The organism is Burkholderia sp. BCC1985 (assembly GCF_905339915.1).
Classification (GTDB): domain Bacteria; phylum Pseudomonadota; class Gammaproteobacteria; order Burkholderiales; family Burkholderiaceae; genus Burkholderia.
The window spans coordinates 47,040-60,934 of the sequence record NZ_CAJPGY010000041.1 but is presented as its reverse complement, the minus strand read 5'-3'; the positions used below and the strand labels follow the sequence as shown (position 1 = coordinate 60,934).

At 65.1% G+C, this 13,895-nt stretch carries 14 protein-coding genes and 1 tRNA gene; 11 read left to right on the top strand and 4 right to left on the bottom strand.

Going from position 1 to position 13,895, the window contains the following annotated elements:
• Nucleotides 1-201 precede the first annotated feature (201 nt).
• Both U4Z31_RS29870 and U4Z31_RS29865 read left to right on the top strand, forming a co-directional pair.
• Nucleotides 202-978, top strand: a complete 777-nt coding sequence (locus tag U4Z31_RS29870) for an SDR family oxidoreductase (protein ID WP_044846058.1) — start codon at nucleotides 202-204, stop codon at nucleotides 976-978.
• A 32-nt stretch (nucleotides 979-1,010) separates the two neighbouring features.
• Nucleotides 1,011-1,442: an acyl-CoA thioesterase gene (locus tag U4Z31_RS29865; RefSeq protein WP_044846057.1), complete on the top strand. Its 432-nt coding sequence runs from the start codon at nucleotides 1,011-1,013 to the stop codon at nucleotides 1,440-1,442.
• A 99-nt stretch (nucleotides 1,443-1,541) separates the two neighbouring features.
• Here U4Z31_RS29865 and U4Z31_RS29860 read toward each other — a convergent pair whose 3' ends face one another.
• On the bottom strand, nucleotides 1,542-2,087 hold the full coding sequence (locus U4Z31_RS29860; protein WP_044846056.1) for a LuxR C-terminal-related transcriptional regulator: 546 nt from the start codon (nucleotides 2,085-2,087) through the stop codon (nucleotides 1,542-1,544).
• 223 nt (nucleotides 2,088-2,310) lie between these two features.
• On the opposite strand from U4Z31_RS29860, the gene U4Z31_RS29855 reads away from it, so the two are divergent.
• Together U4Z31_RS29855 and U4Z31_RS29850 are read left to right on the top strand one after the other, a co-directional pair.
• Nucleotides 2,311-3,015, top strand: coding sequence for a CoA transferase subunit A (locus U4Z31_RS29855; RefSeq protein ID WP_044846055.1), 705 nt, complete (start codon nucleotides 2,311-2,313; stop codon nucleotides 3,013-3,015).
• Nucleotide 3,016: 1 nt separating this feature from the next.
• Nucleotides 3,017-3,658 carry a CoA transferase subunit B gene (locus U4Z31_RS29850; protein WP_124488883.1) on the top strand — a complete coding sequence of 214 codons (642 nt, stop codon included), beginning with the start codon at nucleotides 3,017-3,019 and terminating at the stop codon, nucleotides 3,656-3,658.
• Between the two features lie 96 nt (nucleotides 3,659-3,754).
• On the opposite strand, the gene U4Z31_RS29845 is transcribed toward U4Z31_RS29850, so the two are convergent.
• The 3 genes from U4Z31_RS29845 to U4Z31_RS29835 are packed head-to-tail and all read right to left on the bottom strand — an operon-like array spanning nucleotide 3,755 to nucleotide 6,094.
• Entirely contained in the window at nucleotides 3,755-4,468 is a 714-nt protein-coding gene (locus U4Z31_RS29845; RefSeq protein ID WP_321812192.1) for an SDR family oxidoreductase, read from the bottom strand.
• A gap of 46 nt (nucleotides 4,469-4,514) precedes the next feature.
• Nucleotides 4,515-5,528 (bottom strand): polysaccharide deacetylase family protein, encoded by a 1,014-nt coding sequence (locus tag U4Z31_RS29840; protein WP_321812191.1) that lies wholly within the window; start codon nucleotides 5,526-5,528, stop codon nucleotides 4,515-4,517.
• Nucleotides 5,529-5,539: 11 nt separating this feature from the next.
• Nucleotides 5,540-6,094: an ester cyclase gene (locus tag U4Z31_RS29835; RefSeq protein ID WP_321812190.1), complete on the bottom strand. Its 555-nt coding sequence runs from the start codon at nucleotides 6,092-6,094 to the stop codon at nucleotides 5,540-5,542.
• A 138-nt stretch (nucleotides 6,095-6,232) separates the two neighbouring features.
• Between U4Z31_RS29835 and U4Z31_RS29830 the strand changes: the two genes are divergently transcribed.
• From U4Z31_RS29830 to infC, 7 genes are all read left to right on the top strand, one after another.
• A complete protein-coding gene (locus U4Z31_RS29830) occupies nucleotides 6,233-7,138 on the top strand; it encodes a LysR family transcriptional regulator (protein WP_044846050.1) in 906 nt (301 codons plus the stop codon).
• 132 nt (nucleotides 7,139-7,270) lie between these two features.
• Entirely contained in the window at nucleotides 7,271-8,167 is an 897-nt protein-coding gene (locus U4Z31_RS29825; protein ID WP_321812189.1) for an alpha/beta hydrolase, read from the top strand.
• 81 nt (nucleotides 8,168-8,248) lie between these two features.
• Nucleotides 8,249-8,602, top strand: coding sequence for a RidA family protein (locus U4Z31_RS29820; RefSeq protein WP_006758848.1), 354 nt, complete (start codon nucleotides 8,249-8,251; stop codon nucleotides 8,600-8,602).
• Between the two features lie 39 nt (nucleotides 8,603-8,641).
• The gene (locus U4Z31_RS29815) at nucleotides 8,642-10,876 is read left to right on the top strand and encodes a RelA/SpoT family protein (RefSeq protein WP_044846048.1); all 2,235 of its coding nucleotides are present in this window, start codon (nucleotides 8,642-8,644) and stop codon (nucleotides 10,874-10,876) included.
• Nucleotides 10,877-10,972: 96 nt separating this feature from the next.
• Nucleotides 10,973-11,049, top strand: a tRNA-Val gene (locus tag U4Z31_RS29810).
• A gap of 273 nt (nucleotides 11,050-11,322) precedes the next feature.
• On the top strand, nucleotides 11,323-13,230 hold the full coding sequence (gene thrS, locus U4Z31_RS29805) for a threonine--tRNA ligase (protein WP_257774120.1): 1,908 nt from the start codon (nucleotides 11,323-11,325) through the stop codon (nucleotides 13,228-13,230).
• A 49-nt stretch (nucleotides 13,231-13,279) separates the two neighbouring features.
• Nucleotides 13,280-13,804 carry a translation initiation factor IF-3 gene (infC, locus tag U4Z31_RS29800; RefSeq protein WP_071734130.1) on the top strand — a complete coding sequence of 175 codons (525 nt, stop codon included), beginning with the start codon at nucleotides 13,280-13,282 and terminating at the stop codon, nucleotides 13,802-13,804.
• Nucleotides 13,805-13,895: the final 91 nt, after the last annotated feature.

Here is a 13,895-nt window from a genome sequence, read left to right as displayed (position 1 = left end):
TCGATGAGGCTTGCGGGGGTCATTGGCGTTCCTCTAACCGTTAGAATGCTTTTATTCGGGAGCGTATTGTCTGCGAAACGAAACGCTTGCCGCAACAGCATGCGGATACATTAGCACGATCGTTCTATTTTATGTGCTAGGGTTATGCTGCGTGGGACAGGGCGCCCGCGGCGGCGAAACGACATCGAAAGGGGATGTGCAATGGGTCGATCGATCAATCTGGAAGGCAAGGTCGCGTTGGTCACGGGCGCATCGAGCGGCCTCGGGCAACGCTTTGCGCAGGTGCTGTCGCAGGCCGGCGCGAAGGTCGTGCTCGCGAGCCGCCGCGTCGAGCGCCTGAAGGAACTGCGCGCGGAGATCGAGGCGGCGGGCGGTGCCGCGCACGTGGTGTCGCTCGACGTCACCGACGTGCAGAGCATCAAGGCGGCCATCGCGCACGCGGAGACGGAAGCCGGCACGATCGACATCCTCGTGAACAATTCGGGCGTCTCGACGATGCAGAAGCTCGTCGACGTCACGCCGTCCGATTTCGAGTTCGTGTTCGACACCAATACGCGCGGCGCGTTTTTCGTCGCGCAGGAAGTCGCGAAGCGGATGATCATGCGCGCGAACGGCAACGGCAAACCGCCTTACCGGATCATCAACATCGCGTCGGTGGCGGGGCTGCGCGTGTTTCCGCAGATCGGCCTGTATGCGATGAGCAAGTCGGCGGTCGTGCAGATGACGCGCGCGATGGCGCTCGAATGGGGCCGCCACGGGATCAACGTCAACGCGATCTGCCCGGGCTATATCGATACCGAAATCAATCATTACCTGTGGGAAACCGAGCAGGGCCAGAAGCTGCAGTCGATGCTGCCGCGCCGGCGCGTCGGCAAGCCGCAGGATCTCGACGGGCTGTTGTTGCTGCTCGCGGCCGACGAGTCGCAGTTCATCAATGGCTCGATTATCTCCGCCGACGATGGCTTCGGCCTCGCCTGAGTGGATGACATTCAGCAACAAAGAAGACTGCAATGAGCGAATATTCCCCCGTATTTGAAATGTCGATGCCGATCCGCTGGGGCGACATGGATGCGTTCGGCCACGTGAACAACACGGTCTATTTCCGCTACATGGAACAGGCGCGGATCTCGTGGTTCGAGGAACTCGGCATCGCGGGCGGCAACGGCGAGGGGCAGGGGCCCGTGATCGTCACGGCGTCGATGGAGTTCCTGAAGCAACTGCACTATCCGGGCGACGTGATCGCGAAGATGTCGGCCGCGAAGCCGGGCCGCAGCAGCTTCGACACCGGTTTCGAGCTGACGCGCGCGGACGATCCGCAGCACGTCTATGCGCGCGGCAACGCGCGCTGCGTGTGGGTCGACTACGCGCTCGGCAAGTCGGTGCCGCTGCCGCAACTGCTGCGCGATACGATCGAGCGCGCGCTCGCGGCGCAGGTCGGCTGAGCGCGGCGGCGCCGAAGCCGGCGCCCGGTGTGTCGCCATTTCCCGATGATCTCCCGAATCGGCCGCTTCACGCGGCCGATTGCCATTCCGGCGCGCGTTTTACTGGCCGAGCAGGCGCTGCAGCAGCTCCGGCGTATTGTTCGTGCCGTACTTGCGCATCAGCCGCGCCCGATAGATGTCGACCGTGCGCGAACTGATGTCGAGCACGCGCCCGATCTGCTTGCTGGTCTTGCCGGTCGCGAGCTGCGCGGCGATCTCGCGTTCACGCGGCGTCAGCTCGACGGCGACCCGGCGCGTCGCGCTCAAGTCCTCGAAGGTCCAGACGCCCGCCGCGAGCGGCGCGGTGCGGTCGAGCGCGCGGCCCGTCACGTGGCACCAGAACAGCTCGCCGTCGGCCCGTTTCATGATTCTGTCATCGGCGTAGGTGCCGTTCGCGATCATCACGCGCGAGATGCGCTCGCCGATGCGCTGGAATTCGTCCGGCGACGGATACAGCACCTCGTACGACTTGCCGATCAGATCGGCCCGCGCGCAGCGGAAGATCGCCGCGAGCGCGTCGTTGCAGTCCTCGATCACGCGGTCGCGCGACATCACGAGGCCGAGCGGCGCGAGGTGAAAGGCAGTCTGGTAATCGAGAGCGGGCATGGCGCGGGCAAGCGGAGGCAAATGCTTATGTATTTTTGCGTATTGTGCCGTATCGGCGTCACATCGTACCCTTTCAGGCATCTCGCGGCGGTGTGCCGCGATATAAAAACAGCGCGCCTCGACGCAGGTATCGCCGTGCATGCATAGAATGATGCGGCGGGCTTGCGGCCCAGTGGGCGCGTGAACCGGTTTTGCTGGTTTCCATAGAGGAAGGGACATACAGATGAACAAAGTCTATCCAAGCGCGGCCGCCGCGCTGGAAGGGATCGTCCGCGACGGACAGACCTTCGCGGTGGGCGGCTTCGGCCTGTGCGGGATTCCCGAGGCGCTGATCGCGGCGCTGCGCGATTCCGGCGTCAAGGGCATCACCTGCATCAGCAACAACGCAGGCGTCGACGGCTTCGGTCTCGGCCTGTTGCTGGAAACGCGCCAGATCCGGAAGATGATCTCGTCGTACGTCGGCGAGAACAAGGAGTTCGAGCGCCAGTACCTGGCCGGCGAACTCGAGCTCGAATTCACGCCGCAGGGCACGCTCGCCGAGAAGCTGCGCGCGGGCGGCGCCGGCATCCCCGCCTTTTTCACGAACACCGGCTACGGCACCGTGATCGCGGAAGGCAAGGAAACGCGCCAGTTCGGCGATCGCCACTACGTGCTCGAGCCGTCGCTGACGGCCGACGTCGCGCTGGTGAAGGCATGGAAGGCCGACAAGTCCGGCAACCTGATCTATCGCCGCACCGCGCGCAACTTCAACCCGATGTGCGCGATGGCGGGCAAGATCACCGTGGCGGAAGTCGAGGAGATCGTCGAGAACGGCGAACTCGATCCGGACCATGTCCACACGCCGGGGATCTTCGTGCAGCGCATCGTGCTGAACGCGACGCCCGAAAAACGCATCGAACAACGCGTCGTACGCGCGAAAGGAGACTGACATGGCCTGGAATCGTGACCAGATGGCCGCGCGCGCGGCGAAGGAACTGCAGGACGGCTTCTATGTGAACCTCGGCATCGGCCTGCCGACGCTCGTCGCGAACCACGTGCCGGAAGGCGTCGAAGTGTGGCTGCAATCGGAGAACGGGCTGCTCGGCATCGGCCCGTCGCCGACCGAGGACGAGGTCGACGCCGACCTGATCAACGCCGGCAAGCAGACCGTCACGACGCTGCCGGGCTCGTCGATCTTCTCGTCGGCCGATTCGTTCGCGATGATTCGCGGCGGCCACATCAACCTCGCGATCCTCGGCGCGATGCAGGTCAGCAAGAAGGGCGACCTCGCGAACTGGATGATCCCGGGCAAGATGATCAAGGGGATGGGCGGCGCGATGGACCTCGTCGCGGGCGTGAAGCGCGTCGTCGTGCTGATGGAGCACGTCGCGAAGGGCGACCAGCACAAGATCCTCGACGAATGCAACCTGCCGCTGACGGGTGTCGGCGTGGTCGACCTGATCATCACCGATCTCGGCGTGATCGAAGTGACGCCGGCCGGCCTGAAGGTGCTCGAACTCGCCGACGGCGTAAGCGCGGAAGAGATCCAGGCGAAGACGGGCGCGCCGCTCGACGTGAGCGCGGTCGCGTAAGCGCCGGCCTTTCGTCTCGACGCTCGACGCCCCGCGTTCCCCGGTGGAACGCGGGGCGTTTTGTCATGACCGCATACGTCACCCGAATCGCGCTGATCACGCGATCGCGCCGCCGCCGTCGATCAGCACCGTCGAGCCGGTTGCATAAGGCGTTGCCGCCAGATACACGATCGCATTCGCGACGTCCGCCGGCTGGCCCACGCGGCGTGCCGGGAGGCGCTGCGCGGCGCCCGCGTACATCGCGTCGCGCGCATCGGGGGCGAGCTTGTCCCACAGCGGCGTCGCGATCAGGCCCGGTGATACGGTATTCACCCGCACGGGCGACAGCTCGAGCGCAAGGCCGCGGGCGAGCGCCTCGAGTGCCGCGTTGATGGCCCCCTGCAGTACCGACGACGCGTTCGGTCGCACGCTGAGGTAGCCCGACACGAACGTCAGCGAACCGCCGGGTGCGATATCGATCGAGCGTGCGACGCGGTATGCGCCCCAGAACTTGCTGTCCATCGCGGCCTGCGCGTCGGCAAGCGGCAGCGCGCGGATCGGGCCCGTCGCTGTCTTCGCGGCCGAAATCACGACGTGGTCGAACTGGCCGGCGCGCGCGCAGAACGCATCGACGGCCGCCGTATCCGTGATGTCGAGCGCTTCGGTGCGTACTTGCGCGCCCGGCGCGGCATCTGCATCGACCCTGTCCGGGTTGCGCGATGCGATCGTCACGACAGCGCCGAGTCGTGCGAATGCGGTCGCGGCGGCGGCACCGATGCCGGAGCTGCCGCCGACGACGAGTACCTTCTTTCCGTGGAGTGAGTCGTTCATGGTGGTCCTTCCGAGGTGAGGGGGTGAGCAGGTGAGCGCAATCCGGTCAGATCGTTTCGGCTTCGCGCAACGTCGACGGGCTGCGCAGCGCAAAGCGGGCGATGTCGTCCTTGCGCATGAAGGCAACGCCCGGATGCGATCGAGCGTAGTGCAGGAATGCGTCCCAGGCGCGGACCATCTGCGGCGTGCCGCTGATCCGGTCGTGCGCGCTGATCGACATCAATCGCCGCCGCTGGCCGGCTTCCGCGTACAACTGGTCGAAATCGAGCTTGATCTGCTCGAGAAACATCGTCGGCGAGTAATTGCGGCCTTCGATCAGCAGGATGTCGTTGTTGCGCAACGTGTATGGAACGACCACGAAATCGCGGCCGTCGACGGTTTCGATGAAGGGCTCGTCGCGGCTGACGTCGTCGATGTGATACACGTAGCCCAGTTCCTGCAGCAGCGGCAGCGTGTGCGGTCCGCGCCGCAGCCAGTTGCAGTTGTAGCCGATCGGGCGCCGTCCCGTCGCCGCTTCGACCATGTCGCGGGCTTCGGTGAGGAAGCGGCGCTCGTCGTCGCGGCTCATCGCGAATTGCGACCGCCAGGTCGGGCCGTGCGCGGCCGCTTCGTGGCCGCGCGACACGATCTCGCGTGCCAGTTCGGGATGCCGGCGCACGGCTTCCCCGATCATGTGCGACGTGACCTTCACGCCATGCCGGTCCCACAGGTCGAGAAGACGCGGGATCCCTTCACGGTAGCCATATGCGAACCACGTGGCCGACGCGAGGTCGACCGGGACCGACGGTGGAAACTCGACGGACGGGAACGGGCTGTCCGCGCCCTTGGGCGGTTGTCCGCCGGCCTCGAACTGCATCGAGATCGAGATGACGAGTCGCGTGTTGTCCGGCCAGAACCCGCTGGCGTTGGTCCCGGCAGCATCCGATATCGGCGCGGCAGTTGCCGACCGGGAGGCGCCCGCGGCCATCGCGATGCCGGCGGCCGCCCCGGCGCCTGCTTGTGCAAGAAACTTGCGGCGCGCCGGACGCATCGTCGAAGAATCGTAGTCGCTGTCAGTCATCGCCCCCTCCGTCAGCCGACGAGCCCGAGCTGACGCATCAGCGTCAGGTTGTCCTCGATGTGCCAGTTTTCCGCTATCCGGCCTTGGTCGATGCGGTAGATGTCGGTCGCGATGAAGTCGATCGCCTGTCCGCTTCCGGTCGTTCCGTTGAACGTGCCGGTGAAATGGCCGCGAAAGTGCAGGTGCACGACGACACGGTCGCCCGCCACGATCATCTGTTCGATGTCGCAATGCAGGTCCGGGATGGCCGTGCGCATCGTCCTGGACGCCGCGAGTGGCCCCGCTACGCCTTGTTCACGGCCGGCCGGCAACGTCCGGTCGACGAAATCGGCCGCGAGTGCGGCGCGGGCGAGGGTCGCATCACCGGTATCCCAGAACGTGCCGTAGCGACGCGCGGCGAGGATCTGCGCGCGCGCCTGCGTAGCCGGCACGTCGGTCGCGACGGTCAGGCCGTGTGGGTCGAGAAGGTCGGCGGCGCGGGCCGCGACAGGCGACAGCGCGGCGACGCAGGCCGCCGCGGCGATGACGCGGGTGAGCGGGCGCGCGATCGAAGGAAGGATCGACATGGTTTCGGATGTCCTGTGAATGGCGTCGCGGGACGACGCGGAACAGGTATGGTAGGTTTCCGTTCTGAACACAAATACGGTCTAAAAGCGAATGGATTATTCGAAAAAAGGAAAGGCCGAGGCGAAGCGGGTGCCGAGATGCTGATCGACGATCTCCCGGCGCTCGATACCTTCGCGAGAATCGTGTCGGCCGGCAGCCTGTCCGCGGCGGCGCGCGAGCTGGACCTGTCGCTGTCCGTCGTCAGCAAGCGGCTCGCGCATCTCGAGTCGCAGCTCGGCGTGCGTCTGCTGCACCGGACGACGCGACAGCAGACGCTGACCGACGACGGTGCGCAGTTCCATGCGCAGGTGCTGCGCATCCTGGCCGAGGTCGATCGCGCCGAAACGCTGATGAGCGATCGTCGCGGCACGGTCAGCGGCGTGCTGCGCCTGACGGCGCCCGGCGAACTCGGCCGGCTGCGGATCGCGCCGCTCGTCGCCGCGTTTCAGCGGCAACATCCGGAGTTGACCGTGCACCTGATGCTGACCGACGCGATCGTCGATCTGCTCGCGCAGGACATCGACGTTGCCGTGCGGATCGGCAGCCTCGCCGATTCGACGATGATCGCGCGCGAGCTGGCGCCGAATCATCGCGTGCTGTGCGCGTCGTCGAGCTATCTCGCCGTGCACGGGCTGCCGGCCCATCCGGCCGAGCTTCGCATGCACCGATGCATCGTGATGGGCGACCAGCCGCGTGCGGAGTGGCGGTTCGACGGTGTACAGGGCGCGGTTGCGGTCGAAGTGACGGCCGCGCTGCTGACGAACGACGGCGGTGCGGCTCGTACGTTGGCGCTGGAGGGCGCGGGCATCGCGCTGAAGTCGATCTGGGACGTCGGTGCCGACCTCGACGCGGGCCGGCTCGTCCGCGTGCTGCCGGCATTCGCCGCACCCGCGGCACCGCTTCATGCGGTCTATCCCGGCGGGCGTCACGTGCCGTTGCGCGTGCGGGCATTCGTCGACTTCCTGCGCGAGCAGTTGCGCGCCTCGTGGCGCCGCGGCGCGTGAGCCGGTGCGAACGATGCGCCGGATGACCGCAGGCGCGTGACGCCCCGCCGTTAAGAAGCGGTTTACAATCGTTTGCATCGGGCGGTGCAAGCGTTGCCCGCCGCACCGTCCACGTTCGACAGGATGCCAACGATGCCAACAACCTCAGCGAATCCTCCGGTTCCCCGTCAGCGACGCGTGCAGTGTGCGAGCGCCGCAGGCCTTCACCACGTCGCCTATACCGAATGGGGCGACCCCGCCAATCCGCGCGTGCTGGTCTGCGTGCACGGCCTGACCCGTTCGGGGCGCGACTTCGACCGGCTCGCCGCTGCGCTGTCCGATACGTATCGCGTCGTCTGCCCCGACGTCGTCGGGCGCGGGCGCTCCGACTGGCTCGCCGATCCGCGGCTTTATGCGATTCCGCAATACGTGGCCGACATGGTGACGCTGATCGCGCGGCTCGACGTCGAGTCGGTCGACTGGTTCGGCACGTCGATGGGCGGGCTGATCGGCATGGCGCTCGCGGGGCTGCCCGGTTCGCCGCTGCGCCGGATGATCGTCAACGACGTCGGCCCGCGCATCGAGCCCGATTCGCTGACGCGCATCGGCGAATACCTCGGCGTGCAGCCGCGCTTCGCGACGGAGCAGGAGGGCATCGACTATCTGACGTCGCTGTCGCTGCCGTTCGGCGCATTGAGCGGCGACGAGTGGCGCGAGATCAACGGGCCGTTGCTGCGCGAGCTGCCCGACGGTGGCTGGACGATGCGCTACGATCCGCGCATCGCGGAGCCGTTCAAGGCGACGACGCCCGAACTGGCCGCGCTCGGCGAGGCCGCGCTGTGGCGCGCGATCGAGACCACCGACGCGTCGCTGCTGGTCGTGCGCGGCGAGCATTCCGACCTGCTGTCGCGCGATACGGCGGCCGAGATGGTGCGGCGCGGCCGGCACGTGACGCAAGCCGAGATCCAGGACGCGGGCCATGCGCCGGCGTTCATCAGCGCCGACCAGATTGCGCTCGCCCGCCGGTTTTTCGTCGAAGGCGGCGCATAAACGCGTCATAATATGCGGTTCGGCGGCACGCGGGCCGTGTCGTCGCCGATACTTTACCCACTCACACGACCGGAACATTCCATGGCAGTCATTCGTCACCACGTCGGGGCCCGTCTCTCCGAAACCGCGATCCACAACGGTACCGTGTATCTGGCCGGCCAGATTGCCGAAGACACCACCCAGGACATCAAGGGCCAGACGCGCGAAGTGCTCGGCCACATCGACCGCCTGCTCGCCGAAGCGAACAGCGACAAGGCGCATCTGCTGTCGGTGCAGATCTACATTTCGGATCTCGCGAACTTCGAAGGCATGAATGCGGAGTGGGACGCGTGGGTCGCGCCCGGCAATACGCCGCCGCGCGCGACCGTCGAGGCGAAGCTCGCGGATCCGGCGCTGCTCGTCGAGATCGTCGTCGTCGCCGCGCAGCGGAGCTGAGCGAAGCATCACGATGACCGCAATACGCCAGGCCGTGCAATGACCGAGTCCGTTTCCGCTTCTTCCGTCGCGGCACCGTCGTTCGACGACGTGCTCGCGTTCGTGCGCGAGCGGGCCGGCGACGCGCGCCTGTCGACGGGCGAGTTGCTCGCCGATCATTCGGCGGGCACGGCGTCGATCATGCGCACGCTGAACGTCGACCCGCACGCGATGCAGGCGGCTGCGCTGTTCGTGCTGACGCCGCACCTGAACGACCCGGAGCGGGAGTTGACCGAACGCTTCGGCGAAGAGGTTGCGCGGCTTGTATCCGACGTGCGCAAGCTGCTGCGGCTCGGCACCGTGAGCCTGCGCGCCGCGCAGAACGCGATGCCCGACGCCGGGCGCGACGCCGCGGAAGAGCGGCGCACGCAGATCGAGGCGCTGCGCAAGATGCTGCTCGCGTTCGCGCAGGACATCCGCGTGGTGCTGATCCGGCTGGCGTCGCGGCTGCAGTCGCTGCGCTACTACGCGGCGGCGAAGATCGACCCGCCGCCCGACGTCGCGCGCGAGACGCTCGAGATCTATGCGCCGCTCGCGAACCGTCTCGGTATCTGGCAACTGAAGTGGGAGCTCGAGGACCTCGCGTTCCGCTTCGAGGATCCGGTCACCTACAAGCGCATCGCCAAGCTGCTCGACGAAAAGCGCATCGAACGCGAGGCGTACGTCGCGCAGGCGATCGAGCGGCTGCAGCACGAACTGGCGGAAGCGCACATCCCGGCCGACGTGAGCGGTCGGCCGAAGCACATCTACAGCATCTGGCGCAAGATGCGCGGCAAGGAGCTCGACTTCTCCGAGCTGTACGACGTGCGCGCATTTCGCGTGATCGTGCCGGACATCAAGGATTGCTACGCGGTGCTCGGTATCGTGCATCACCTGTGGCAGCCGGTGCCGAAGGAATTCGACGACTACATCTCGCGTCCCAAGCCGAACGGCTACAAGTCGCTGCATACGGTCGTGATCGGCGACGACGGCCGCGCGTTCGAAGTGCAGATCCGCACTCAGGAAATGCACCGCTTCGCGGAGTACGGCGTCGCCGCGCACTGGCGCTACAAGGAAGCGGGCGCGCGCGGCTATGGCGGCCAGTTCTCGGCGAGCGACAAGTACGACGAGAAGATCGCGTGGCTGCGCCAGCTGCTCGCATGGAAGGACGACGTCGAGGACGGCACCGAAGTCTCGGGCGACAAGGCGTGGGCGCAGCTGCGCGAGACGTCGCTCGACGACGACCATATCTACGTGCTGACGCCGCAGGCGCGCGTGATCGCGCTGCCGCAGGGCGCGACGCCGGTCGATTTCGCGTATCACCTGCACAGCGAGCTCGGCCATCGCTGCCGCGGCGCGCGCGTCGACGGCGTGATGGTGCCGCTGAACACGTCGCTCGCGAACGGCCAGACGGTCGAGATCGTCGCGGTGAAGGAGGGCGGGCCGTCGCGCGACTGGCTGAACCTGCAGCTCGGCTACCTGAAGAGCCCGCGCGCGCGACAGAAGGTGCGTGCGTGGTTCAATTCGATCGAGCAGGAAGAGAACATCGCGCACGGTCGCGCGCTCGTCGAAAAGACGCTGCAGCGCGAAGGCAAGACGTCGGTCAACCTCGACAATCTGGCCGCGAAGCTCGGCTTCAAGTCGCCCGATGAGTTGTTCTCTGTCGTCGGCAAGGAGGAATTCAGCCTGCGCAACGTCGAGCACGCGCTGTCCGATGCGCCGCCGCCCGACCATGCGCCCGAGGCGCCCGCCGATTTCGAGAAGCGCAGCAGCGGGGCGAGCGTCGCGCACGGCGCGTCGACCGGCGTGCTGGTGGTCGGTGTCGATGCGTTGCTGACGCAGCTTGCGCGCTGCTGCCGTCCGGCGCCGCCCGACCCGATCAGTGGTTTCGTGACGCGCGGCAAGGGGATGTCGATCCACCGCAGCGACTGCCCGACGTTCCGGCGGATGGCCGAGCGGGCGCCGGAGCGCGTACTGCAGACGACCTGGTCGGCCGACGTGCTGGGCGGCCGTGGCGTGTCCGTCTATCCGGTCGACCTGATGATCGAGGCGAGCGACAGGCAAGGCCTGCTGCGCGATATCTCCGAAGTGTTCGCGCGCGAGAAGATGAACGTGGTGGGCGTGAAGACGCAGAGCCGCCGCAATGCGGCATTCATGCAGTTCACGGTCGAGGTTTCGAATTCCGCGCAGGTGCAGCGGGCGTGCACGCTGCTCGGCGAAGTGCCGGGCGTCGTGCGGGCGGGGCGCAAGGCTTGATGTCCCTGTAATGGGGTTGGATCCTGATCATTTTGCTGCGGCCGCATAAAAACGCTTGCCAAGTCTGCGTTAGCTCCATATAATCTTAGCTTCTCTAGGCTCGTAGCTCAGCTGGTTAGAGCACCACCTTGACATGGTGGGGGTCGTTGGTTCGAGTCCAATCGAGCCTACCAACGAATTGAGAATGCCCGGTTTTTTCGGGTGTTCGATGCAGTAAATAACTCAACGCGAACAAGGCGAATACGGTTATGACACCGCGAACGTTGACCGAAACCTTTTCGGAGCGACGCTAGTCGAGGAACGTTTTCGCCCTTTCAGTTTGAGTGAAGTATCGAATGCGGCCCCTCGAAAGCGGGGCCGCATTTTTTTTGTCGCGAAATTTTCGCGCGTGACTTTGATATCGCGTGCTTGGTTTGCCGCCCACTGTCGGCATCACGGAGATTGCTATGGTTTCGATACGCTTGCCTGACGGCTCAGTTCGACAATACGAGCATCCGGTGACAGTTGCCGAGGTTGCGGCCTCGATCGGTCCCGGCCTTGCGAAGGCTGCGCTTGGTGGCAAGCTCGATGGCGAGCTGGTCGATACGTCCACGGTCATCGATCGCGACGCATCGCTCGCGATCGTCACGGACAAGGATGCCGACGGTCTCGACATCATTCGTCACTCGACCGCGCACTTGCTCGCCTATGCGGTGAAGGATCTGTATCCGGATGCGCAGGTGACGATCGGTCCGGTGATCGACAACGGCTTCTATTACGACTTCTCGTACAACCGCCCGTTTACGCCTGAAGATCTGGAAAAGATCGAAAAGCGCATGCAGGAACTCGCGAAGAAGGACGAGCCGGTGACGCGCCGCGTCGTGTCGCGCGACGAGGCGGCCGGCTATTTCCGCAGCCTCGGCGAGAAGTACAAGGCCGAGATCATCGAATCGATTCCGCAAAGCGACGAAATCAAGCTGTACTCGCACGGCGGCTTCACCGACCTCTGCCGCGGCCCGCACGTGCCGTCGACCGGCAAGCTGAAGGTCTTCAAGCTGATGAAGGTCGCGGGCGCGTACTGGCGCGGCGACTCGAAGAACGAGCAGCTGCAGCGCATCTACGGGACGGCCTGGACGAAGAAGGAAGACCAGGATCAATACCTGCACATGCTCGAGGAAGCGGAAAAGCGCGACCACCGCAAGCTCGGCAAGCAGCTCGACCTGTTCCACATGCAGGAAGAGTCGCCGGGCATGGTGTTCTGGCATCCGAAGGGCTGGGCGCTGTGGCAGCAGGTCGAGCAGTACATGCGCCGCCGCGTGAACGAGGCCGGCTACCTCGAGATCAAGACGCCGATGATCATGGACCGCTCGCTGTGGGAAGCGTCGGGCCACTGGCAGAACTACCGCGAGAACATGTTCACGACGGAGTCGGAGAAGCGCGACTACGCGATCAAGCCGATGAACTGTCCGGGGCACGTCCAGGTGTTCAAGCACGGCCTGCGCTCGTACCGCGACCTGCCGCTGCGCTACGCGGAATTCGGCTCGTGCCATCGCAACGAGGCGTCGGGTGCGTTGCATGGCCTGATGCGCGTGCGCGGCTTCGTGCAGGACGATGCGCACATCTTCTGTACGGAAGACCAGATCATTGCCGAGTCGATCGCGTTCAACAAGCTCGCGATGAGCGTGTACGGCGATTTCGGCTTCGAGCACATCGACATCAAGCTGTCGCTGCGTCCCGAGCAGCGCATGGGTTCCGATGAAACGTGGGACCGTGCCGAGCAGGGGCTGCGCGAAGCGCTGACGGCCTGCGGCCTGTCGTGGGAAGAGCTGCCGGGCGAGGGTGCGTTCTATGGCCCGAAGATCGAGTACCACATCAAGGATGCGCTCGGCCGTTCGTGGCAGTGCGGCACGCTGCAGCTCGACATGATGCTGCCGGAGCGCCTCGGCGCCGAGTACGTTGCGGAAGACAACAGCCGCCGCCGGCCGGTGATGCTGCACCGCGCGATCGTCGGTTCGATGGAGCGATTCCTCGGCATTTTGATCGAGCACCACGCCGGTGCAATGCCGGTCTGGCTCGCGCCGTACCAGGCAATTGTGCTCAATATCGCCGAAAGTCAGGCCGAATATGCACAATCTCTGACCCAAACGTTGCAAAAACAAGGGGTTAGAGTGGCGGCCGATTTGCGCAACGAGAAGATTAGCTATAAAATACGCGAGCACACGCTGGAAAAGGTGCCTTATCTCCTCGTCGTGGGCGATAAGGAGCGTGATGCGCAAACGGTAGCCGTGCGTGCCCGTGGCGGCGTCGATCTTGGCGTTATGCCGATCGAAGCCTTCGTTGAGCGTCTGCAGGAAGACCTGCGCTCGTTCAAGTAACCGCCCTGGCAGCGCGGCTCGTTTTTTTAATTTTTAGAGGAAACGTAACATCGCTACTGATAAGTCGTCGCACCGCATCAACGGTGAAATCACTGCGCCGGAAGTGCGTCTGGTCGGGATCGAGAACGAACCGCTCGGTATCGTAAAACTCGCTGATGCTTTCCGTAAATCGGAAGAACTGGATGTTGACCTGGTGGAAATCGCGCCGCAAGCGGTTCCGCCGGTTTGCCGTCTGATGGATTACGGCAAGTTCAAGTACCAGGAATCGAAGAAGCAGCACGAAGCGAAGCTGAAGCAAAAGGTCATCCAGGTGAAGGAAGTCAAATTCCGCCCGGGTACCGATGACGGTGACTACAACGTCAAGCTTCGCAATCTCGTGCGCTTCCTCGAAGAGGGCGACAAGACGAAGATCACGTTGCGTTTCCGCGGCCGCGAAATGGCTCACCAGGAGATCGGCATGCGGATGCTTGAGCGTCTGCGCACGGATCTCGAGGAAGTCGGCCAGGTCGAGCAGATGCCGAAGATGGAAGGGCGCCAGATGATCATGGTGCTCTCGCCGAAGAAAAAGAAGTAACGGGCTCGCGCGCCACGCGCGCAGGTTCGAAAGTGGTTCGGTGCGTGGCCCGGTCAGGGCGGCGCACCAACAATGACGGCGGCTGCGCAAG

Excerpts from the sequence above, each read along its gene's own strand:
- U4Z31_RS29840 (WP_321812191.1), bottom strand. The coding sequence starts at position 5,528 with ATGACTGACAGCGACTACGATTCTTCGACGATGCGTCCGGCGCGCCGC.
- U4Z31_RS29845 (WP_321812192.1), bottom strand. The coding sequence starts at position 4,468 with ATGAACGACTCACTCCACGGAAAGAAGGTACTCGTCGTCGGCGGCAGC.
- U4Z31_RS29825 (WP_321812189.1), top strand. The coding sequence starts at position 7,271 with ATGCCAACAACCTCAGCGAATCCTCCGGTTCCCCGTCAGCGACGCGTG.
- U4Z31_RS29870 (WP_044846058.1), top strand. The coding sequence starts at position 202 with ATGGGTCGATCGATCAATCTGGAAGGCAAGGTCGCGTTGGTCACGGGC.
- thrS (WP_257774120.1), top strand. The coding sequence starts at position 11,323 with ATGGTTTCGATACGCTTGCCTGACGGCTCAGTTCGACAATACGAGCAT.
- U4Z31_RS29830 (WP_044846050.1), top strand. The coding sequence starts at position 6,233 with ATGCTGATCGACGATCTCCCGGCGCTCGATACCTTCGCGAGAATCGTG.
- U4Z31_RS29815 (WP_044846048.1), top strand. The coding sequence starts at position 8,642 with ATGACCGAGTCCGTTTCCGCTTCTTCCGTCGCGGCACCGTCGTTCGAC.
- U4Z31_RS29855 (WP_044846055.1), top strand. The coding sequence starts at position 2,311 with ATGAACAAAGTCTATCCAAGCGCGGCCGCCGCGCTGGAAGGGATCGTC.
- U4Z31_RS29820 (WP_006758848.1), top strand. The coding sequence starts at position 8,249 with ATGGCAGTCATTCGTCACCACGTCGGGGCCCGTCTCTCCGAAACCGCG.
- U4Z31_RS29850 (WP_124488883.1), top strand. The coding sequence starts at position 3,017 with ATGGCCTGGAATCGTGACCAGATGGCCGCGCGCGCGGCGAAGGAACTG.
- U4Z31_RS29835 (WP_321812190.1), bottom strand. The coding sequence starts at position 6,094 with ATGTCGATCCTTCCTTCGATCGCGCGCCCGCTCACCCGCGTCATCGCC.
- U4Z31_RS29865 (WP_044846057.1), top strand. The coding sequence starts at position 1,011 with ATGAGCGAATATTCCCCCGTATTTGAAATGTCGATGCCGATCCGCTGG.
- U4Z31_RS29860 (WP_044846056.1), bottom strand. The coding sequence starts at position 2,087 with ATGCCCGCTCTCGATTACCAGACTGCCTTTCACCTCGCGCCGCTCGGC.